The organism is Pseudomonas sp. TAE6080 (assembly GCF_018732265.1).
GTDB classification, from domain to species: Bacteria; Pseudomonadota; Gammaproteobacteria; order Pseudomonadales; family Pseudomonadaceae; genus Aquipseudomonas; species Aquipseudomonas brenneri.
This window is the reverse complement of record NZ_JAHIDY010000065.1, coordinates 1-19,526: the sequence shown is the minus strand read 5'-3', so window position 1 is coordinate 19,526 and position 19,526 is coordinate 1. Positions and strand designations below refer to the sequence as shown.

The 19,526-nt window shown below is 59.0% G+C and carries 15 protein-coding genes and 1 pseudogene; 4 read left to right on the top strand and 12 right to left on the bottom strand.

Annotation, left to right across the window (positions count from 1 at the left end; all coding sequences use genetic code 11):
• Window positions 1–474 (bottom strand): pyridoxine/pyridoxamine 5'-phosphate oxidase (locus tag KL786_RS28000; protein WP_215519651.1); only part of this gene is annotated, 474 nt, incomplete at its 3' end.
• A gap of 100 nt (window positions 475–574) precedes the next feature.
• Complete coding sequence (gene norR / locus KL786_RS27995) at window positions 575–2,092, bottom strand: nitric oxide reductase transcriptional regulator NorR (protein ID WP_215519650.1); 1,518 nt, start codon at window positions 2,090–2,092, stop codon at window positions 575–577.
• A gap of 178 nt (window positions 2,093–2,270) precedes the next feature.
• Here norR and KL786_RS27990 point away from each other — a divergent pair.
• A pseudogene (locus KL786_RS27990) lies at window positions 2,271–2,720 on the top strand (hemerythrin domain-containing protein); the annotation flags it as partial.
• 124 nt (window positions 2,721–2,844) lie between these two features.
• Here KL786_RS27990 and KL786_RS27985 read toward each other — a convergent pair.
• Together KL786_RS27985 and KL786_RS27980 are read right to left on the bottom strand one after the other, a co-directional pair.
• The gene (locus KL786_RS27985) at window positions 2,845–3,276 is read right to left on the bottom strand and encodes a hypothetical protein (RefSeq protein ID WP_215519648.1); all 432 of its coding nucleotides are present in this window, start codon (window positions 3,274–3,276) and stop codon (window positions 2,845–2,847) included.
• Between the two features lie 10 nt (window positions 3,277–3,286).
• Complete coding sequence (locus tag KL786_RS27980; RefSeq protein ID WP_215519647.1) at window positions 3,287–4,474, bottom strand: NnrS family protein; 1,188 nt, start codon at window positions 4,472–4,474, stop codon at window positions 3,287–3,289.
• Between the two features lie 514 nt (window positions 4,475–4,988).
• Here KL786_RS27980 and KL786_RS27975 point away from each other — a divergent pair.
• Complete coding sequence (locus tag KL786_RS27975) at window positions 4,989–5,690, top strand: Crp/Fnr family transcriptional regulator (protein WP_215519646.1); 702 nt, start codon at window positions 4,989–4,991, stop codon at window positions 5,688–5,690.
• Window positions 5,687–5,887: a protein DnrP gene (locus KL786_RS27970; RefSeq protein WP_215519645.1), complete on the top strand. Its 201-nt coding sequence runs from the start codon at window positions 5,687–5,689 to the stop codon at window positions 5,885–5,887. The genes KL786_RS27975 and KL786_RS27970 overlap by 4 nt, the downstream gene beginning before the upstream one ends.
• Here the strand turns inward: KL786_RS27970 and KL786_RS27965 are convergent.
• The 4 genes from KL786_RS27965 to KL786_RS27950 all read right to left on the bottom strand — a co-directional run bounded on the left by KL786_RS27965 (window position 5,881) and on the right by KL786_RS27950 (window position 13,586).
• On the bottom strand, window positions 5,881–7,722 hold the full coding sequence (locus tag KL786_RS27965) for a nitric oxide reductase activation protein NorD (protein ID WP_215519644.1): 1,842 nt from the start codon (window positions 7,720–7,722) through the stop codon (window positions 5,881–5,883). The genes KL786_RS27970 and KL786_RS27965 overlap by 7 nt on opposite strands.
• Before the next feature lie 72 nt (window positions 7,723–7,794).
• The gene (locus KL786_RS27960; protein ID WP_215519643.1) at window positions 7,795–9,216 is read right to left on the bottom strand and encodes a cbb3-type cytochrome c oxidase subunit I; all 1,422 of its coding nucleotides are present in this window, start codon (window positions 9,214–9,216) and stop codon (window positions 7,795–7,797) included.
• Between the two features lie 3 nt (window positions 9,217–9,219).
• Window positions 9,220–9,660: a c-type cytochrome gene (locus KL786_RS27955; protein ID WP_215519642.1), complete on the bottom strand. Its 441-nt coding sequence runs from the start codon at window positions 9,658–9,660 to the stop codon at window positions 9,220–9,222.
• A gap of 134 nt (window positions 9,661–9,794) precedes the next feature.
• Window positions 9,795–13,586 (bottom strand): Mcf1 protease effector domain-containing protein, encoded by a 3,792-nt coding sequence (locus KL786_RS27950; protein ID WP_215519641.1) that lies wholly within the window; start codon window positions 13,584–13,586, stop codon window positions 9,795–9,797.
• Between the two features lie 221 nt (window positions 13,587–13,807).
• Between KL786_RS27950 and KL786_RS27945 the strand changes: the two genes are divergently transcribed.
• Entirely contained in the window at window positions 13,808–14,683 is an 876-nt protein-coding gene (locus KL786_RS27945; RefSeq protein ID WP_215519640.1) for a LysR substrate-binding domain-containing protein, read from the top strand.
• Here the strand turns inward: KL786_RS27945 and KL786_RS27940 are convergent.
• The 4 genes from KL786_RS27940 to fae form a co-directional block, all read right to left on the bottom strand.
• Window positions 14,630–16,003: an MFS transporter gene (locus KL786_RS27940; RefSeq protein ID WP_215519639.1), complete on the bottom strand. Its 1,374-nt coding sequence runs from the start codon at window positions 16,001–16,003 to the stop codon at window positions 14,630–14,632. The two genes, KL786_RS27945 and KL786_RS27940, sit on opposite strands and share 54 nt — an antisense overlap.
• A gap of 104 nt (window positions 16,004–16,107) precedes the next feature.
• Complete coding sequence (locus tag KL786_RS27935) at window positions 16,108–17,541, bottom strand: NAD-dependent succinate-semialdehyde dehydrogenase (RefSeq protein ID WP_215519638.1); 1,434 nt, start codon at window positions 17,539–17,541, stop codon at window positions 16,108–16,110.
• Window positions 17,538–18,572, bottom strand: a complete 1,035-nt coding sequence (locus tag KL786_RS27930) for an aldo/keto reductase (protein ID WP_215519637.1) — start codon at window positions 18,570–18,572, stop codon at window positions 17,538–17,540. The genes KL786_RS27935 and KL786_RS27930 overlap by 4 nt, the downstream gene beginning before the upstream one ends.
• 10 nt (window positions 18,573–18,582) lie before the next feature.
• Entirely contained in the window at window positions 18,583–19,095 is a 513-nt protein-coding gene (gene fae / locus KL786_RS27925) for a formaldehyde-activating enzyme (protein WP_215519636.1), read from the bottom strand.
• Window positions 19,096–19,526 lie beyond the last annotated feature (431 nt).

Here is a 19,526-nt window from a genome sequence, read left to right as displayed (position 1 = left end):
GCGCAGGCGCCCTTCCAGCTCGGCGCGGTGGGCCAGGGGCTGGCTTTGCGGCGACGCCCAGGCGCCGACCTGGCTGGCCAGCGGCCGCGAGTGGAAATAGTCGTCGGACAGCTGCGGCGCCAGGCGCACCACCGTGCCTTCGATGCGCACCTGGCGTTCCAGGCCCGGCCAGAAAAAGGTCATGGCGGCGCTGGGGTTGCTCGCCAGCTCCTGACCCTTGGCGCTCTGGTAGTGGCCGAAAAAGGTGAAGCCCTCGGCACCAAAGCCTTTGAGCAGAAGGATCCGACAATGGGCACGGCCCTGGGCATCGACCGTGGCCAGGGCCATGCTGTTGGCCTCCACCGGCGCCACTTCGGTCTTGCGCGCCTGCTCCAGCCACTGGCCGAACAACACGAGGGGATCGTCCTGTACCAGGTCATCCCGCAAACCGTACAGGGTGTAGTTGCGGCGCATCTGCGCCAGGGAAAGGGGCATGGGGCGAACCTCCGGTCAGTTCGCCACAGTCTGATCAGCCGACGCACCCGGCACCTTGACCGCGATCAACTGCGCGCCGCGGCATGGCGTCGCAGCGTTGCTACTTGAGGCCCAGGCGCCGCGCCAATTTGTGCAGGTTGCTGGAGTCCAGGCCGAGCATTCGCGCAGCGCTCGCCCAGTTATCGCCCGACAAGCTCAACGCCTGGCGCACCTTCTGGCGCTGGCAATCGTCCACTGCGTCGCTCAGGGTCTGGAATACCTGACTCGGGGCCTCAATCACAGGGGCTGGCGCCAAGGTGGCGCTGTCCAGATCCAGCAGTTCGGCTTCCAGGGTCATGATCTGGTTGCGATTGTCGCCCCGGCTCAACTGCTTCAGCGCCGCACGGCTGATCACGTGCTCCAGCTCGCGCACATTGCCCGGCCAGCCATAACCGAGCAGCGTCTGCTCGGCCGCCGGTGACAGGCGCAAACCACGCAGGCCGAGTCGGGCGCGGTTGAGCTCAAGGAAATGCCCGGCCAGCAGCAACACATCGTGGCCACGCTCACGCAGCGCCGGGATCGGCACCGGGTACACCGACAGCCGGTGGTACAGGTCGGCGCGAAACAACCCTTCGCGAATGCTCTCGGGCAGGTGTCGGTTGGTCGCGGCGATGATCCGCACATCTACATGCAACGGCTTGTCGGCGCCCAGGCGCTGGATCTCACCATTTTGCAAGGTGCGCAATAGCTTGGCCTGCACACTCAACGGCAGCTCGCCCACTTCATCGAGGAACAAAGTGCCGCCGTTGGCTGCATCAAAACGCCCGGCACGGTCACTGGTGGCGCCGGAAAACGCGCCTTTGACATGCCCGAACAACTCGCTCTCGGCCAGGGACTCCGGCAGCGCCGCGCAGTTGACCTGGATCAGCGGCTTTTTACTGCGCCGCGACAGGCGATGCAGGCGCCGGGCGAACAGCTCCTTGCCGACCCCGGTTTCGCCAAGCAGCAGCACGGGCAGGTCCGAGTCGGCGAGCACATCCAGCTCGTTGAGCAACTGATGCAACACCGGGCTCTGGCCGAGGATTTCACCGTCTTCGACGCTGGGCGAACCCGCCACCGGTTCGCTGCGCGACAGGCGCAGGCTGCGGTTTTCCTGCTCCAGGCGCGTGACGCGCACCGCCGCCTCGATTTGCAGGGTGCAGCGCTTGAGTTGCTCGCGCGCGTTGGCATCAAAGGTTCCGGCATGCAGCGCATCCAGGGTAATCGCGCCCCAGGGCCGGCCTTCGACGAACAGGCTCACGCCCATGCAGTCATGCACGGGCAGCGGTTCGCCGACCTGGCTGTCTAGAAGCCCGTCGTACGGGTCCGGCAGGCGACTGTCGGGTTCGAACCAGGTCGGCTCGCGGGAGGCCATGATCGCTGCCAGGCGCGGGTGTTGGGCAATCACAAAGCGCCGGCCAAGGGCCTCATGCACCAGGCCCACGGTGGCCACGGGGCGTAGGCTGTCGTCGCCATCCAGGCGCAGCAGGCCGACGGCACCGCTATGAAAATATTCGCGCAGGGTCTGCACCAGGCGTTGCAGGCGCACCGCGTTGGGCAATTCGACAATCAGGTCGGCCGACAGACTTTCACGCAGCATGGTCATTACTACCCTTGTATGGTCGGTTCTACCGTGCAGCATCAGGGTGATCCTGACCACTACAAAAAATTAATCTAGGCTTTTCAATAAGTTGACGATGGCACACCGCATGCAATCACCGCTTCATCTGTTCACTTGATGAGGAAACCCCATGAACGCCATCGCCCCGGACACCTTGCCCCAGGCGCAACTGATCGAACATTTGCTGGAGCGCTACCACGCCCGCCACCGCGAACAACTGCCGGAACTGATTCGCCTGGCCAGCCGGGTCGAGCAGGTCCACGGTCACCACCTGGCCTGCCCCAACGGCCTGGCCGACTTGCTGCGCGATATCGAGCAAGAGCTGGAAGGCCATATGCTCAAGGAGGAACAGGTGTTGTTCCCGATGCTGCAAATGGGCCTGGGGCCCCAAGCTGCGCCGCCGATCCAGGTCATGCGTTTTGAACATGAGCAACATGGCCAGGCCCTGGAGCAGTTGCAGGCGCTGACCAACCGTATCCAGCCGCCCAGCGATGCGTGCAATACCTGGCGTACGCTGTATCACGGGTTGGAAGTGTTTCATCGGGATTTGCTGGAGCATATTCATCTGGAAAACGATGTGTTGTTTGTCCGTGCGCTAAAGGCCTGACCGACCTGTAGGAGCGAGCTTGCTCGCGAAGAACATCAACGAAAACGCGGGCTGCCTGGGTAAACGAGTTGTCCGTGAGTTCTTCGCGAGCAAGCTCGCTCCTACAGGATGGGATCAAGGTGTCTTAGCGCAGCATTAGCTTGGCGAGGATCACGATCAGGACCATGTGCCCAAGGATGCTGCGGCGGATCCATACCGCCCGCAGCGGGCTCAGGCGCTTTTGCGTCAGCCAGTACGCGAGCAGCAGGTAATGCCCGATGATGCTCAGCGCAAACACAATCTTCAGGCTCAACAGGGCGGAAAAATGACTGGCCCATGGCGCGCCCAGCACGCCGCGGTAATGCCAGGCCAGGCCGATCCCCGCGCCGTACAACAACACCACCACGCCATGCAGCACCTGGCGCGAACGCCGGGCAATGGCCTGCTCGCAGGTGAACTGTGCCGACCAGGCCAACGCTTCACGGGCGCGGTGCCAAATGAAAACCTCAAAGAACAGCGTGCCGATAAAGGCGATAGCCGCCAGCAGATGCACAATCAGTAACCACGAATAGAGCATTCCCAATCTCCTAGCCCGGATGGCCGTCAACCCGCGCGCGCCATAGCATCGGTGCATAGCGCCATAGATACACAGCCAGGCCCAGGGTCCAGCACAGCCCCGCCAGCCACAGCGCGGCATACGGCCAGACCAGTACCAGCAACACCCGGCTCAGGCAAGCCAGGTTCAACAGAATGAAGGCCAGGGTCATGCCCTTGGGCGGCGCCAGCGGTCGGCCGGTATGGCCAAGACTAACCCGCGCAATCATCGCCAGGATCAACCCGCCCATCGCCCCAACTGTCAGCGCATGCACCGCCAGACTCGGGTTCAGCGCCACGCCGAAATGCCACAGCGCCATGCCCAGGCAAGCCACGGCCAGCCAGGCATAGGCCAGGTGCAGCGACCACAACAGCGGCACGCGCCACAGACCACGGTCGTGCCAGCGCACCAGGCGCAGCAGATGACCGAGCCCCAGCAAGCCGAACAACAGGCCTACCCACAGGCTAGCGGTCAACGCCAGGCCGCTGGCGTATAGCAGCGCCACCGCTGCCGAGCCGCCCAATAACAAGTGATCCAGCCACGGCCAGGGTTTCACGGCTTCCGTGCGCCCCAATCCACGCTGGGTGAAAAACGGAATCACCCGACCGCCGATCAAGCCCATCATCGCCGCCACCAGCCACAGCCCGGTCAACACCGCCTGGCGCTGCCAGCCTTCGTCACCGCGCAGCAAGCCATACAGGGACAGGCCATCGGCCAGGGTCAACAGCAGCAGCACCAGCACAATCGGGTAGTTGCGCTGTTGCCGCACTTTCCACAAGGTCCAGCCCATCAACCCGGCGACGGCCAGGGGAAAGGTCAGTTCCAGTACGGCCAACAGCGGCCACGGCAGGTTGAACAGCCAGGCCAGGCGTGCGGCCAGCCACACCCCGGCCAACATCGCCAGCGGCGTACCGCTGATGCCAGGGCGACCGGTCCAGGTCTGCACCGCCGTCAGCAGGAACCCGCCGATGATTGCCAAGGCAAAACCGAATAGCAGCTCATGGCGATGCCACGCCAGCCAGCCACCCGCCGGCTGCCAGCCCGCGTCGCCGGCCAGGGCCAGCAGCCACAAAGGAATCGCCAGCAGCGCCAACAGGCAGCCACCGAGAAAAAATGGCCGGAAAGCCAGGCGAAACAACGGGGTTATCGACATGGCCTTGCGTCGATCCAGCACTTGCATACCACCACTCCTCAAGTCATTGCCGGCCCGATCATCCGGGATTGCCCGCACCGGGCCCTTGTCGCAGATCAAGCAGGGGCCAGTGGCGGCGCAATATCCTGGGGGCCGTCGCAGGATGGGCGTTGCAAGGGCCGGGCCGGGTCCTCAGGCCCACCGCAATCATGGGTGGGAGCTGGCTTGCCTGCGATGGCATCGCTGCGGTTTAACTGGAGGACCGAGGTGCCTGCATCGCAGGCAAGCCAGCTCCTACATGGGATTGGCGTTGTTGATGAGGGTTTAAATAACCCCAAAAGGGTTAAAAACACCCTTAATGACAGGGTCATTTTAACCCTTTAGGGGCTACAGCTCTTATTTTACGTGACCCGTGCCTTGGCCCAGCTCTTGCTCTACCCGGTTATCCCGTCATTACCCTGCCCCACGGAGTCCCCATGAAAAAAGTCATCCAGCCCCTGGCCTGGTTCGTGATCCTCGGTTCGATGATGGCGGCGGCCAGTGGCCTGTCGTTGTGGCTTGTATGATCACCGACGCGCCGAGGGTCCTGCACCGCGTGCATCATCAGATCCTGCGCAGCCATCACCTGTTTGAACCGCTTAACGAAGAGCAGATGGATGAGTTGATGGCCAGCAGTCAATTGCTGAGTGTCGACAAGGGCGAACCATTGTTCCGCCAGGGCGAGCCGGCCGAGGGGTTTTACTTCGTGATTGCCGGCGCGGTGAAGATCTACCGCCTGACCCCGGACGGCCAGGAAAAAGTCTTTGAGGTGATTGGCGAGCGACAGACCTTCGCCGAGGCGATGATGCTGATGGACACCCCCAACTACGTGGCCTGCGCCGAAGCGGTGTGCCCGACGCAGTTGTATCGCCTGTCCAACGCCACCTATATGCGCCTGCTCCACAGCAACAGCCGCCTGACCTTCGCCCTGCTAGGCAAGTTGTGTGTGCGCCTGCACCAGCGGGTCAACGAGATCGAGACCCTGTCCCTGAAAAACGCCACCCACCGAGTGGTGCGCTACCTGCTGACGCAACTGGTGCGCCTGCACAGTGTCGACAGTTCGTTCGAACTGCCCATGGCCAAGCAGTTGATCGCCGGGCACCTGTCGATCCAGCCGGAGACGTTCTCGCGGATCATTCGCCGGCTGATCGATGAAAAGATCATCACCCAGGACGGTCGCCAGATCGCCATTCTTGATCGCCTGCGCCTGGAGCAATTCGAATGAGTGCAGCGTGTGTGTGCCTGTATTGCCAACATGCCAACCCGCCGACACAGCCGGCCTGCGAACGCTGCGCCATGCCCCTGCCCGCGTCCACCGCCAGCCTTGAGGCCCGCCGACTCAAACATTTTCAATGGTTCTGCCTGGGGCTGGCCGTGTTCTGCATCACGATGTTCTTCTGGCTGCCCCGCAACTTCTACTGATCTTCGGTCAACTGCCGGTACAACTGCGGCAAGCGCAACGGCAGTTGCTCCGGCTGGCGGATCAGGGTGTAGCCATGGGCACCGAACATGTACGGCAGGTAATCCCCGGCCTGTTTGTCGATAGTGATGCAGAACGGCACCAGGCCCTGGCGCCGCGCTTCCATCACCGCCTGGCGGGTGTCCTCCACGCCATAGCGCCCCTCATACAAGTCCAGATCGTTGGGCTTGCCGTCGGTCACAATCAACAGCAGTTTGCGCCGCTGCTTACAAACGCCAAGGGTCTGGGTGGCGTGGCGGATGGCCGCGCCCATGCGCGTGTAGTAACCCGGCTTGAGGCCCTGGATGCAGCCACGGATGTGGTCATCATAGGGCTGCTGGAATGACTTGAGCTGTTGCAGGCGCACCTGCTGGCGGCGCAGGGAAGAGAAACCATACAGGGCAAACGCATCGCCCAGGCCCGCCAGGCTCTCGCCAAACAGCAGCAGGCTGTCGCGGATCACGTCGATGACCTTTTGCGTATCGTTCAAATGGGCGTCGGTGGACATCGACAGGTCGGCCAGCAGCAAACAGGCCAAGTCACGCCGGGTGCGGCGCTGCTCCTTGAACAGACCGCGCTCGGCGCATGCGCCGTGCTGGCGCTCGACATGAAAATCCAGCCACGCCTGCAGGTCCAGCTCCGCGCCCTGGGGCTGTTGGCGCAACCATTGACGGTCGGTGCGCAGTTGCTGGAACTGGCGGCGCAAGCGCGCGGCCTGGGGCTGCAGGCGCGCCGGCAGCGGCTGGGGCCTGCTGTCGCGGGGTTGCATCAGTTGCAGGTTGACGAAGTTGGCTTGCAGGCGCTGCTGGCGGTAGTCCCACTCCGCCAGCTTGATGCCGTCGCCCAGGGGAATGTCGTCGACGTCGGCCGGCGGCAGATCCAGGTGCAGCTTCAACCCGCCACTCTTGCGCACGCGCTGGCGTGACAGGCTCAACTGGTCGAGGTCTTCGGCGACTCGGGCGGCATCTTCGTCCTCGGAGTCATCGGCCCAGCGATCGAGGTCGACGTGTTCGGTCCAACTGAACAGGTTTTCCAGGCGCACCACCAGCAGGCCGCCGTCGCGGCTGTTGTCATCGACCCGGTTGGCTTGTTTGGGCGCGCCCTGTTGTTCGCCGGGGCGGGTCGCCAGGTCATCGCCCTCCTCATCCAGATCGCCGGCCTGCGGGCTGTGCAGGTGCAAAGGTGGATACAACCACAGCGGCAGCGGCCAGGCGGCGCGCTCGCTACGGGGTAACTGGCGGATGCTGCCGGGTTCGCGCAGGGCCTTGCGCAAGGCCTTTTCCACGGCAGCTTCAGATGGGTTTAGGCTGGCGGGATCCGGGCGCAATTGCAGGTGGGCGTCCACCAGGCGCTGATAGCTGGGGAGCATGGCCGGGTAACGCTGCAACAGCAGCCAGGTCCAACGTTGGTTGTCGCGGGCCCAGTGGGTCATCGGCCCGGCGTGTGCGGCCAGGAGCGCCAGCCAGCGGTACAGTTCCAGGTTCAGGGCCACCGAAGGAAACACCGCCAGGCTTGCCGGCAGGCGCAGGCGATGGCCATCGCATGAGGCCAGGGGGGCTTGCCGGCAGGTGCCGGCGATGCGCATCAACAGGTTGCGCCGCAGCAGCAGGTCGCGCTCGCTGGCGGCCTCCAGGGCAATCCCGTGGGCGCCGCCCAGGGCGCGGAACAGCAGGGCCAGGCTGCGCTGACGGTCGACCAGGTCGACCCGCGCCTCGGGGAAGTCGGCACTGGCGCGGCGGGTGATAAAGCGGTGCCAGACACTGCCAACCCACTCTTCCAACTCAAGGGTAAAGGCCATGTGAAGTGCTCCAGACGTAAAACGGCCCGCATTACCTGCCGGGCCGCCCTCTTGGGGATTAACGTTGACCGCTCAAGCAGTCACGGGGGCGGCAGAGTCCAAGCCCTTGCCGCGCTGCCGGAAGCTCCACAGGTAGCAGAGCAGGCCCAGCAGGAACACCACGCCACTGGCCAGTCGGGCCCAGAACAGCAGGCTCAGGTGGTCCATGGTGGCCATGAACGGCAGTGCCACACCGTCTACCTGCCAGCGTTGCAACCAGACTTGCACGGCACCGGCCGCCGTCAGGAACAGCGTGATCATCACCATCGACAGAACCATCATCCAGAAGCCCCAGATCTCCAAGGTCTGCGAGCGTGCGTCCGGCGCTTCACCGATACCGCGCAAACGCGGCATGGCGTAGCTGATCAGGGTCATCACGATCATCGCGTAGGCGCCGAAGAACGCCAGGTGGCCGTGGGCGGCGGTCAGTTGCGTACCGTGGGTGTAGAAGTTGACCGGTGCCAGGGTGTGCAGGAAGCCCCAGACCCCGGCGCCGAAAAACGCAGTGACCGTGGTGCCCTTGGCCCACAACGTGGCCGCCCGGTTCGGGTGCTGGCGCCGGCGCTGTTTGACCATGGTGAAGGCAAACATCACCATCGCCAGGAACGGCAGCGGCTCCAGGGCCGAGAAGATCGAACCGACCCACAACCACACCTCGGGCGCGCCGATCCAGAAGAAGTGGTGACCAGTGCCGATGATCCCGGTGATCAGGGCCATGGCAATGATCACGTACAGCCATTTCTCCACCACTTCACGATCGACGCCGGTGACTTTGATCAGTACGAAGGCCAGCATCGAGCCCATGATCAGCTCCCACACGCCTTCGACCCAAAGATGCACCACCCACCACCAGTAGAACTTGTCCCGTGCCAGGTTGCCGGGGTTGTAGAACGAGAACAGGAAGAACACCGCCAGGCCGATCAGCCCGGTCATCATCACCATGCTCACCGTGGTCTTGCGACCTTTGAGCAGGGTCATGCCGATGTTGTACAAAAAGCCCAGGCACACGACCACGATCCCCATCTTGGTGATGGTCGGCTGTTCCAGGAACTCACGGCCCATGGTCGGCAGCAGTTCGTTGTGGGTCAGCTTGGCCAGGGCCGCATAGGGCACCAGCAAGTAACCGAGGATCGTCAACACCCCGGCGGCGGCAAACACCCAGAACAGCAGGATTGCCAGTTTGGGGCTGTGCAACTCGCGGTCAGCTTCCTCAGGCACCAGGTAGTAGGCGGCGCCCATGAAGCCAAACAGCAGCCAGACGATCAACAGGTTGGTGTGGACCATGCGGGCCACGTTGAAGGGGATCAACGGGAACAGAAAGTCGCCGACCACGTATTGCAGGCCCATGATCAAACCGAACAGCACCTGGCCCAGGAACAGGATCAGGGCGAACACAAAGTAGGGTTTGGCCACGGCCTGGGATTGGAATTTCAGATATGGATTGACGGTACGCATCCCTCAGCCCTCCTTGTTTGGCGGCCAGCCGTTGGTGTTGATCTTCGAGCTCCATTTGAGGAACTCGGCCATATCGTCCACCTCCTGGTCGCTGAGGTTGAATTGCGGCATCGCGCGCCGGCCGGGAACGCCCAACGGTTGCATCTTCATCCAGGCGTGCAGGAATGGCTTGAACGCTTCCTCGCCGCCACGGCGGTTGAACACATTGCCCAGTTCCGGCGCAAAGTACGCGCCCTCGCCCAGCAGGGTGTGGCAACCGACACAGTTGTTGCGCTCCCAGACACCCTTGCCGCGCACTACCGATTCGGTGAGTAGTTCCTGGTTAGTGCGAGAGGGAAAGGTTTGTTCGGTGTGGTAGGTCAGGGCCAGGAATATCAGGAAGAAGAACACGCTCCCTCCGAAGTAGATATTCCTGGCCATGCCCTTGGTGAAGGTCTCTGACATGGTCGCTTCCTCATTGCTTGGCGGGGACCATGATAGAAAGCCGGGGGGTGAAACCTGCTTGATGGCGATCAAGAAATGCCGATGGTTTTGGTCGGGTATTGGGCGTGGATGGTGCTAGTCGGGTTGGGTACCTATCAGCCCGCCCCAACTTTCAGGCGCTGGATCTGTGGCGTCCCCGTGGATGAGCCCGTCTTGCGAGGATCAATGACGCTCATCATGACGCCATCGCTCGTGATAAAGATTGGCCGTGACTTACCTTGGTCTTTCGGATCATTTGAAAAAGCCCCTTTAAACTCGACAGATCGTCGTTGCTCGGGAGAGCCGCCATTCAAGGTAACCTTCAGATCCCCAGAGGATGTCACCTGCCAGTCCGAGATTTCAGCGTCGGTGTAGTCCAATTGAACGGTGCTGCTCTCAGGGTCTTCAATGTGAACACTGCCTGAACCCTTATGGATGATGTAAGTATTGTTACCGTCTTCACCGATCACCTTGGCACTACCATTAATAACGACGATATCAGCGCCTTTGCCTGTACGGGCGATATCCTCGCTGCCATTGAGGGTCAACAAGTTATTCTGATCATCGCCTTGAACATAACTTTCGCCGTTCTTCACAGTCGTCACATTGGCAAAATTCTGCACACTGGCAATTTTTTTCACACCCTCCGCGTTGGATTTTTCAGTTTTTACCGAGACGACATTATTTTTTAAATCAATAACATACCCGACGTAGCTGACACTCTCTTGCTTGCCAACTTCATCACCAGGAGAACTTAATGATCCAGAAAAAACCAGAGTATTACGCCCCTCTCCACCATCCAGAGTTATTTGTTTCGGGCTGAAGTCTTTGCTTCCTGTTTTTTCGACCTGACTTGCCCGCTCCAATGTCTCGCGCGCATCGGCATTCATGACCACCGTATCATCACTGCGCCCCCCACTCACAACCTTCTTGCCTGCTCCCAACAAGAAGACGTTGGGCTTGTTTTCAACCCCTCTTACATAATCATCCCCCCCCCCAAGGTCCCACAACGTAGCTTTTCCATCACCCAACTCGCCTTCAACCTGTTTGACCGGCTTGCCGTTGAATGATGAATAACTTTCATCTATACCCACACGATCATTTCCGTCGCGGACAGTCACAGACGGGACCTGGCCGGATACTGGAATCAAATTCAGCAACCATGTGAGCGGCGAAAACCAGACACTCGGAGTCAGTGGAACTTTCCCGTCCACTTGCTTGACCTCAACCGTCGACGAACCATAGACCACACGCTCGAAACTTGTCTTTCCTTCACCGCTCAGGAACGCTTTATAGCGAGCTTGCTGCTGCTCATCATTTTCGTTCGCATATTTCTTCTCAAGGTAAGGCTTAAGTACATCAAATCCAGGCCCCATACCCAGGAATGCCCTCACGCCGGTGATGACCTTTTGTCCGCCAGTCAGGGGTGTAGCCTTATCAATGTCTTCCACGGTACGTACGGAGTTGTAAATCATTTGGCTCATCATGAGTGACGCTGCCACGGCCAAGCCTATCGGCCCAGCCGAGGCCGACCCCATCATAAATGCTGCGCCCAGCGTAACCGAGGTGGCGCCGTTGGCCACAGAGAAGGCACCGTTGACATAGTGATCCTGGGCTTCAGTACCGCTGCTTTTACTGGCCTTTTTAAAGGAGTCGACAGCACTGTAAATATCAAAGGGCACACTGATCGCCACACCCGCCCCCGTGCCGACTTTGCCAATCAGTTGTCCAACACTCGTCGCTTTAAACCCCATGATGGACGGTGCAGCGCGTTGAATTACATGCTGTCCCAACTTGTTCAGCGACGCCCCAATCGCGTCGCCCGCATACTGGGAAGCGACTGCGCCTAAACTGATACTGCCTTGAGCAACGTCTCCCTTCTGAAAAGACTCAATTGCACTGCGCAACCCCTGAAATGTACTAAACGCCTGGAAACCCAACCCTGCAGCGCGAGTTTTCCCAAACTTGTCTACACCACCGGCATCAAAGAAATTCTCTGGCATCGGCTGCTTGGTACGGACCAACTCCTGAATCTGGGCTTGGACCTTGTGCAGTTGCTGCATCTGTTTATCAATAATGTCAGCACCTTTGTGAACTTCGGTACTAGGCATCAGCGGGCCAGCGGTAGGGTCACGATGGCTCGCAATTTCAAAGAGCACGTGTGTTGCTTTCAGGCTGACCAGGGGGTCACTGGAGTTGGTTGCGGCCTTGAAACGCGCAAAATCAATCTTCATAGTGCTGGCCAGCTGTTTGCCATCCGGGTCCCCGGCTGGCTGGCTTTCTATAGGCTTGCCATTGATGTGGGCGCCCAATTTGTAAAGTTCCACACGACTGATATCCAACTCGCCGATGCGTATCGGCGGTCGGCTATCATCGAGCGCCTGGAGGCGCTTCACTTCCTCAACATTGATCAGCTCGGAGGGTGAGCCGACCGTGTGTTGAATCGCCCCAGTAACAGGTGCAGCCGGTTTACTTTCGGCAAGCTGTTGACGGTCTTGCCGCATTTTTCTGGCAATGTACGGATACTCTTCAGGTGGGATTGCATCGGTGATGGCACGGACCAACTTTTTCTCAAGTTCCTGCATGCCGACAACACGCGGGGAGTCAGCGTATTGCTTTATAAAACCCCGAACAACGTTCAATGAATCATAGGTGGCGTGATACTGGGCCATCCCAGTCTTGGAATGTATATTGTCCAGGCTTTCCAATACACGCTGATACATAGCAGCTTCCACACCCGAAGCGGACCTTGCTTGTTTTATAAAATCATTCGAGATGGGCAAGCGATCACTATCGATTACCTTTATCGTATCAAGACCTGACAACGGAGCACTATATGCATATTGCATCCGTAGGGACGTCGGCTTTATTTTTGATATTAATTTTTCATTAAAAACGCTGACCCTGTATTTCGGATTTGCTTCCCCACCCTCGATCGGCTTAACAAAACCTTTCAACTCAGGGTGGGTAAATATTTTTTTCATTCCATTTGCAAATGCTTGGGCAGAAGAAAACTCGACTAGGCCAATATTCGGATCGAAATAGTAATAACTCCGCCTGCCCTCCGGACCGGACAGCACGCCTGCCGCCATACGATGGCCTTGGGATGAAAGAAGCAGCTTTGTTGGGGCTTGGGCTCCGATCAGTTGCGACACAATGGACTCATAAGACCCAATCCTCATCGTAGCTGGGTCATGTGCATCCTCGGCATATTTTGTGTAATGCTGGGCCATGGCAACAGAATCAAAAAACGCCTTTGATTCGGGAGTATCGAGTGAAGCTAGCGCCTGATATATATTACCCAACAAGACTTTAGACTTACCTTCGCCTATCGCCAACGTCATTAAATGCGACAACCCGGCACACTCTCCCCCACTCGTTTCATTGACCATAGAGAGATAATAACTTTGAGCCATAGGCGTCAACTTAGTATCTTTATTCGACACTACGCCTGAAAACTTAGCAACCGGATCATGGACGCCGCCGGTAACTTTTTTGCGTTTGTTTTTTAAGCGCTCAAACCACCCTAGTTGCTCATTTGTCACGCCAGGTTGCAATGCCAACCTATAAAACTGCACATCACTCATCGAATCCGAATAACCAGCAGGCAGAGGCACAGACTCCGGCGAGTTATACCCTCTTAGATAGGCATCTGCGCCCGCACCAGCTTTGGCTTTATCTATTTTTTTCGAAAATCTATCAGCAACCTCACTGTCGGGAATTTCAGCCTGAGGTGTATCCCTGCGTACACGACGCCTCTCTGGCACATCGTTCTGCGTCGACAACCGCCCCGGCAATGACTCCTCCTGTTTGCGACGAGGTTCTTCCGGGGAAGTTGGATGGAGGTTTTGAGCGAAGTCATTTTGCCTAACAAACGACAGGTTATTGGGTAAAGACGATAGGGGCATAATCACTCCGGCTAACAGGTTTGGTTAACTCAATATCCTTTTATTTGAGGGCTCCTAGAGTGAGAAAACCTAGCACCAGACCCAGCGCAGTTTTGACAGACTAATCCGAGAACAAAAACCAAGGTATTACCAAATACAGCGCTAGCGTGGCGCGATTGAAGGCGGCGCGACGGTGTATCCTTGCCCCGAGTACTCGAATAATAAATATGGAGTCGCGCGCGATGCGCCAACTGCCCCCCCTAAATATGCTGCGGGTCTTTGAAGAGGTCGCACGCCATCGCAGTTTCAGCCAGGCCGCCGTGGGCCTGAACGTGACCCAAGGCGCCGTCAGCCGTCAGATCAAGCAATTGGAAGACTACCTGGGCATCGCGCTGTTTGTCCGCACACCTCAGGGCCTGTCGCTGACCCAGGCAGGCATGGCCCTTTCCCCGCACCTGAGCGACGCCTTCGACCATATCGAGCGGGCCATGCAGGCCGTGCGCGTACCCAACCTGCGCCAGCGACTGCGCATTCTGGCGCCACCGACCTGGGCCACCCGCTGGCTGTCGGCGCATTTGCGCGGATTTTGTGAGCGTTACCCGGATATCAATCTCAGTGTTACCCACCAGAGCAGTCACGACAATTTGGCGGAAATCGACTGTCAGATTCGCTTCGGACTTGAGCCCGCCACCCATTGCAATAGCGAGTTGCTGGTGATGGAACGACACATCGCCGTGGCCAGCCCAGAACTGTTCGACGGCGAGCATCCGCCTGACCTGCGTCGTTTTCCGTTACTGCATATCCTGCACGACGGTAAACGCCTGAAAGTCTGGGAGAACTGGATCGCAGCCATGGGCCGTGAGGATATCGAAGCCGATCAGGGCCTGGAGTTCAGCACCCTGGACCAAGTCATCCATACCACCCTGGCTGGAGGTGGCCTGGCAGTGATCGACCGGCAGATGATTGAGCGTGAACTGGCCAATGGCAGCCTGTTGCCGATCACCCCGGTAGAGGTGATCGGTCCCTATGGCTATTGGCTGGATGTGCCTGGTGACAAACAGGGTTTATCCAAGGTTCGTTTGTTTACCCAATGGCTGAACCAAGTGAGTAATCCCTGATTCACCGGGCTCGGCCTGGCACGCCTGATTCAAAGTCAGGGCTTTGGTTTCCGGTGCCCAGGCCCAGGAGATCACCGCGCCAAACACCAGAATACCGGCAAGGATGCCCATGGTCGGGCTCAAGCCAATCCCCGCCACACTCACCGGCAACAAGAACGTACTTACCGCCGAACCAAGCCGGCTCACCGCCGTCGCCAGGCCGATGCCGCTGGCACGCAGGTGGGTCGGAAAACTCTCGGCCGGGAATACCCCCACCAAGTTACTCACCGCCGATAACACCAGGGTAAATACACCAAAGGTCAATACCATCAACCAGGCCAGATTGCCCGGCAGTATTGCCAACAAAAACAACGCCACCGCCAGAATAATGAATGAGTTGATCAAAAAGCCGCGCCGGGAGAATTTCACGGTGCACCAGATACCAATCAGTGCACCGATGATCAGCAGCAGGTTAAGCATCAATTCGGTGCCAAAACCTTCGGCCAAGCCCATTGTCTGCAAAATCGATGGCAAGAAGGTGTAGATGGCAAAGTACGGCATGACAATACACACGAAAAACAGACAGTTAAACGCAGTGCGCTTGCGGTACTGCCGACTGAACAACACCGCATATCCCGAGTGCTCCTGCGGCGCAGGCTCTTCGTCGAGCACCACATGCTCGCCCAAGTATTTCTTGACGATGGCCCGGGCTTCGGCGATTCGCCCACGGTTGACCAGCCAACGTGGCGATTCCGGAGTACCGATACGGGCAATCAGAATCAAACCGGCCGGGATTGCCGACGAAGCCAACATCCAGCGCCAGGCATCATCGCCCAGGCTGAGCATTGTGGTGCCGACAATCGTGGCGGCTACATAGCCAAAGGTCCAGATCACGCTGAAGGCACCCAGCAATACACCGCGATATTTCTTTGGCGAGAACTCCGCCAACAGGGCATGACCGACACTGTAATCACCGCCAAGACCAATACCGATCAGCACCCGGCACAGGACCAGCGCCAAGGCTGTCTCGACATAAAACTGCATCGCCGAGGCGATGGTGATCAGAACAAAACTGACCAGGAAAATTTTCTGCCGGCCAAGGGTGTCGGAAATCCAGCCAAAAAACAGGCTACCGAGAAACAGCCCAATCAGCGCCGAAGCTCCGACCAGGCCCTGCCAGAAAGCATCCAGTTGCATCTGTGGGCTGATGAGGGTCAGCGCAATACCGATCATCCCCAGGATGTAGCCATCAGCAAGGTGTGCACCGAACGTCAGGCCAGCGATTTTCAGGTGAAACCGACCGATGGGCAGGTCGTCGATGTTTACTGGTTGAGTAGACATAGTGTTCTCCATATTGTTGTTCTTGACGGAGTAACGGCAGCTACCCCCATTCCCTCGGGGGTGCGGGCTTGGGCGGGATGGGGCTTTTGCTCAGGTGGTTGTGTTCACAACCCTCCCATCAGCAGGTATTTGATTTCCAGGTAATCGTCCAGGCCGTACTTGGAACCTTCACGGCCCAGGCCCGATTCCTTGATGCCGCCGAACGGCGCGACTTCGGTGGAGATAATCCCTTCGTTGATACCGACCATGCCCGCTTCCAGCCCTTCGGCCATACGCCAGACACGGCCGATATCACGGCTGTAGAAATACGCCGACAAACCGAACGGCGTGTCGTTGGCCCGTTGCAACACCTCAACTTCATCATTGAATCGGAAGCAGGCGGCCACCGGGCCAAAGGTTTCTTCCTGGGCAATCAGCATTTCGCCGCTGGCTTCGGTGAGGATGGTCGGTTCAAAGAAGGTGCCGCCCAATGCATGGCGACGACCGCCGCACAGTAGTTTGGCGCCCTTCTCCAAGGCGTCACCGACATGCGCTTCAACCTTGGCCAGGGCGGCAGCGTTGATCAGCGGGCCTTGTTCGGTCTCGCCGTCCAAAGCACTGCCAACGCGCATGGCGCTGACTGCTTGCGCCAGTTTACCGGTGAACGCGTCGTAAACACTGTCCTGGATAAAGAAGCGGTTGACGCACACACACGTCTGCCCGGTATTGCGGAATTTGGACGCCATGGCGCCTTTGACCGCAGCGTCCAGGTCCGCATCATCGAACACGATAAACGGCGCATTGCCGCCCAGTTCCAGCGAGACTTTTTTCAGGGTGTCTGCCGCCTGGCGCATCAACAACTTGCCGGTCCGGGTGGAGCCGGTGAAGGACAATTTACGCACTACGCTGGAGGCTTGCAGTGCGCCGCCGATGGCCACTGCGTCGCCGGAGACGATATTGAATACACCGGCGGGAATACCCGCCTGCTCAGCCAATACTGCCAGGGCAAAAGCTGACAGCGGGGTTTCTTCCGAAGGTTTGAGGATCATCGTGCAACCGGCCGCCAGTGCCGGGCCAACCTTACGGGTGACCATGGCCAGGGGGAAATTCCACGGAGTGATCGCAGCAACCACGCCGATCGCTTCCTTGGTCACAAGGATTCGTGCATCGGCCTTGTGGCTGGGGATCACATCACCATAGGCACGCTTGGCTTCTTCGCCGAACCACTCCAGAAAGCTCGCGGCGTAGACCACCTCCCCCATGGCTTCGGCCAGGGGCTTGCCTTGTTCAAGGCTAAGCAAGTGAGCCAGATCTTTCTGATTGCTCAGCATCAACTCGCTCCAGCGCTTGAGGCGTTGGCTGCGTTCCTTGGCAGTAAGCTTGCGCCAGGCCGGCAAAGCGCAATCAGCGGCTTTGATAGCCAGGTTGGTTTCCTCAGCGCCAGCGCGTTGTACATCTACAATCAACGCACCATTGGCCGGGTTGACCACCGGGTAGGTCAGGCCACCGCTGGACCATTGGCCATCGATGTAGTTGCCAGTACGAATCAGCGGGTTCATGCCACAGCCTCAATCAGGTTAAAACGGTCCAGGCCCGGACGGGCGCTGCGCAGGATGCGCTTGCCAGCGGTGTAATCGTTGATCACATCGCACGGGGTGTAGTTGCGCTCCAATTCATGCAGTTCCTCGGCATCCAGTTGGGTGTCCAAGGCCGCAAGAGCGCTATCAAATTGCTCGGTGGTATCGGCGCCCACCAGCATCACATCCACGCCAGGATGGTTGGCGACCCACGCCTGGGCGATCTGCGCATTGCTCACACCACGGCCACGGGCCACGCGCTGTACGGAACGGGCAATGTCGAACGATGCCTGGTCGCTGTACATCTGTTGGGTAAAGAAGTCAGTCTGGTTTCGGTTGGACTGCGCATCACCGGTGAGCAAGCCGCGAGCCAGCGGACTGAACACCGAGACGCCCAGGCCCTGGTCGCGGCAGAACGGGATCATTTCGCGCTCTTCCTCGCGGTAGGCGCAGTTCAGTTGCAGTTGCATGTTGATCGGCTTGACCCAACCGTTGCGCTCACACGCCATGAGGATCTTCGCCAACTGCCCGGCAAGCATGGTGGACACACCGATATAGCGCGCCTTGCCGGAACGCACGATGTCGTTCAACGCCCCCATGGTCTCTTCCACCGGGGTGTTCACATCAAAGTAATGCAGCATGAACACATCGACGTAATCCATGCCCAGGCGGCTCAGTGAAGCGTCGATACTGTCCATGATGTGTTTGCGTGAATGGCCGCTGGCGTTGATGCCACTACCGGTGCCGTAGCCGACCTTGGTGGTAACCACGATATCTTCACGCCGTGCCAGGCGCTTGAGGATGCGCCCCACCACTTCTTCGCCGACACCCGCAGAGTAGAAGTCCGCCAGGTCGATAAAGTTGACGCCGTTGTCCAGGGCATGAGCAACGATGGGTTCGCTTTGCTTCTCGTCAAAAATCCATGGTTTCCAGTCCGGGGTGCCCATGTTCATGGTGCCCAGGCACAGGCGCGAGACTTGCAGGCCGGAGTTACCCAAACGGATGTATTGCATAGGGTCGTCCTCAGGCTTTTGGCGTGTAGAAAGGGTTACTGATGTGGTTGACCACATCGGCTAACTGCGCAGTCTGCGGTTTGCCGGTAAGGGCGGCGCGGATCGCGGTGCGGCAGGCGTTGTAGTTGTTCAGGTACACCGCATCCAGGTCGTCACAGGCCGGATTCACCCAGTTGGCCGTGACGATGGCCCATTTATCTTCCGCTTCAGCCGGCAAGGTGCCGTCCAGCAGGGCTTCGAGCACCGCCTTGGCAATCCCGGCCTGGGACGCGCCCCAGGTGGCATTGCCGTGCAACTCGCTGCCAATCGCGGCCTTGTTGACGTAGAGAGTCATGGGTTTGACGGGGATATTGGGCTGTGCAATGACCATGAACGGGCAATGCCCCTGGCTTGGGGATGCGAGGCTATTGGCGAAGGCCTGGCCGGCCGGGCCATTGCGCGGACCAATCAGGATATTGATATGGGCGGCATTGACACCTGGGCCTTCAAAGCCTTCGCCGATGTACAGATCAAGTGCTTTCATTTCGCAAACGCTCTTTGTTGTTATGGGGAGCTGGTTGGCGATTTTTTAGCACTGGCAATGAAAACGGGCGTAACCATTAAAAGTCATGGAGCTGTGAGTTTTACTCATAGCGCCCTGCGACAACGGACACCTTCTTGTACGTTGACCAGCTTTGTTACACACCATATAGTGTGCCAACAAACAAAACCGACCACTACATAGTGTGCGAAAGCGCTATTTGTCGACCACACTATGCGCAGCATTTCAATGCCTTGAAGCCTGCTAATTACATATTTTTGGACGGGCTCACACGCCGTCAGAACAGACCAGGAAGGAGTATTTCATGCTGAGTTGGGATGAAGTCGACAACGAAGACACCGGTGCAGCCGTGATCCGCGGCGCCAACGCCGGCCACGCCACCGAAGCCAACATGGACCGCCTCGACGGTGCCG

Bases quoted from the DNA above. Each gene is read 5' to 3' on its own strand.
- norR (WP_215519650.1), bottom strand. From the start codon at position 2,092: ATGCTGCGTGAAAGTCTGTCGGCCGACCTGATTGTCGAATTGCCCAAC.
- KL786_RS27985 (WP_215519648.1), bottom strand. From the start codon at position 3,276: ATGCTCTATTCGTGGTTACTGATTGTGCATCTGCTGGCGGCTATCGCC.
- KL786_RS27980 (WP_215519647.1), bottom strand. From the start codon at position 4,474: ATGCAAGTGCTGGATCGACGCAAGGCCATGTCGATAACCCCGTTGTTT.
- KL786_RS27975 (WP_215519646.1), top strand. From the start codon at position 4,989: ATGATCACCGACGCGCCGAGGGTCCTGCACCGCGTGCATCATCAGATC.
- KL786_RS27970 (WP_215519645.1), top strand. From the start codon at position 5,687: ATGAGTGCAGCGTGTGTGTGCCTGTATTGCCAACATGCCAACCCGCCG.
- KL786_RS27965 (WP_215519644.1), bottom strand. From the start codon at position 7,722: ATGGCCTTTACCCTTGAGTTGGAAGAGTGGGTTGGCAGTGTCTGGCAC.
- KL786_RS27960 (WP_215519643.1), bottom strand. From the start codon at position 9,216: ATGCGTACCGTCAATCCATATCTGAAATTCCAATCCCAGGCCGTGGCC.
- KL786_RS27955 (WP_215519642.1), bottom strand. From the start codon at position 9,660: ATGTCAGAGACCTTCACCAAGGGCATGGCCAGGAATATCTACTTCGGA.
- KL786_RS27950 (WP_215519641.1), bottom strand. From the start codon at position 13,586: ATGCCCCTATCGTCTTTACCCAATAACCTGTCGTTTGTTAGGCAAAAT.
- KL786_RS27945 (WP_215519640.1), top strand. From the start codon at position 13,808: ATGCGCCAACTGCCCCCCCTAAATATGCTGCGGGTCTTTGAAGAGGTC.
- KL786_RS27940 (WP_215519639.1), bottom strand. From the start codon at position 16,003: ATGTCTACTCAACCAGTAAACATCGACGACCTGCCCATCGGTCGGTTT.
- KL786_RS27935 (WP_215519638.1), bottom strand. From the start codon at position 17,541: ATGAACCCGCTGATTCGTACTGGCAACTACATCGATGGCCAATGGTCC.
- KL786_RS27930 (WP_215519637.1), bottom strand. From the start codon at position 18,572: ATGCAATACATCCGTTTGGGTAACTCCGGCCTGCAAGTCTCGCGCCTG.
- fae (WP_215519636.1), bottom strand. From the start codon at position 19,095: ATGAAAGCACTTGATCTGTACATCGGCGAAGGCTTTGAAGGCCCAGGT.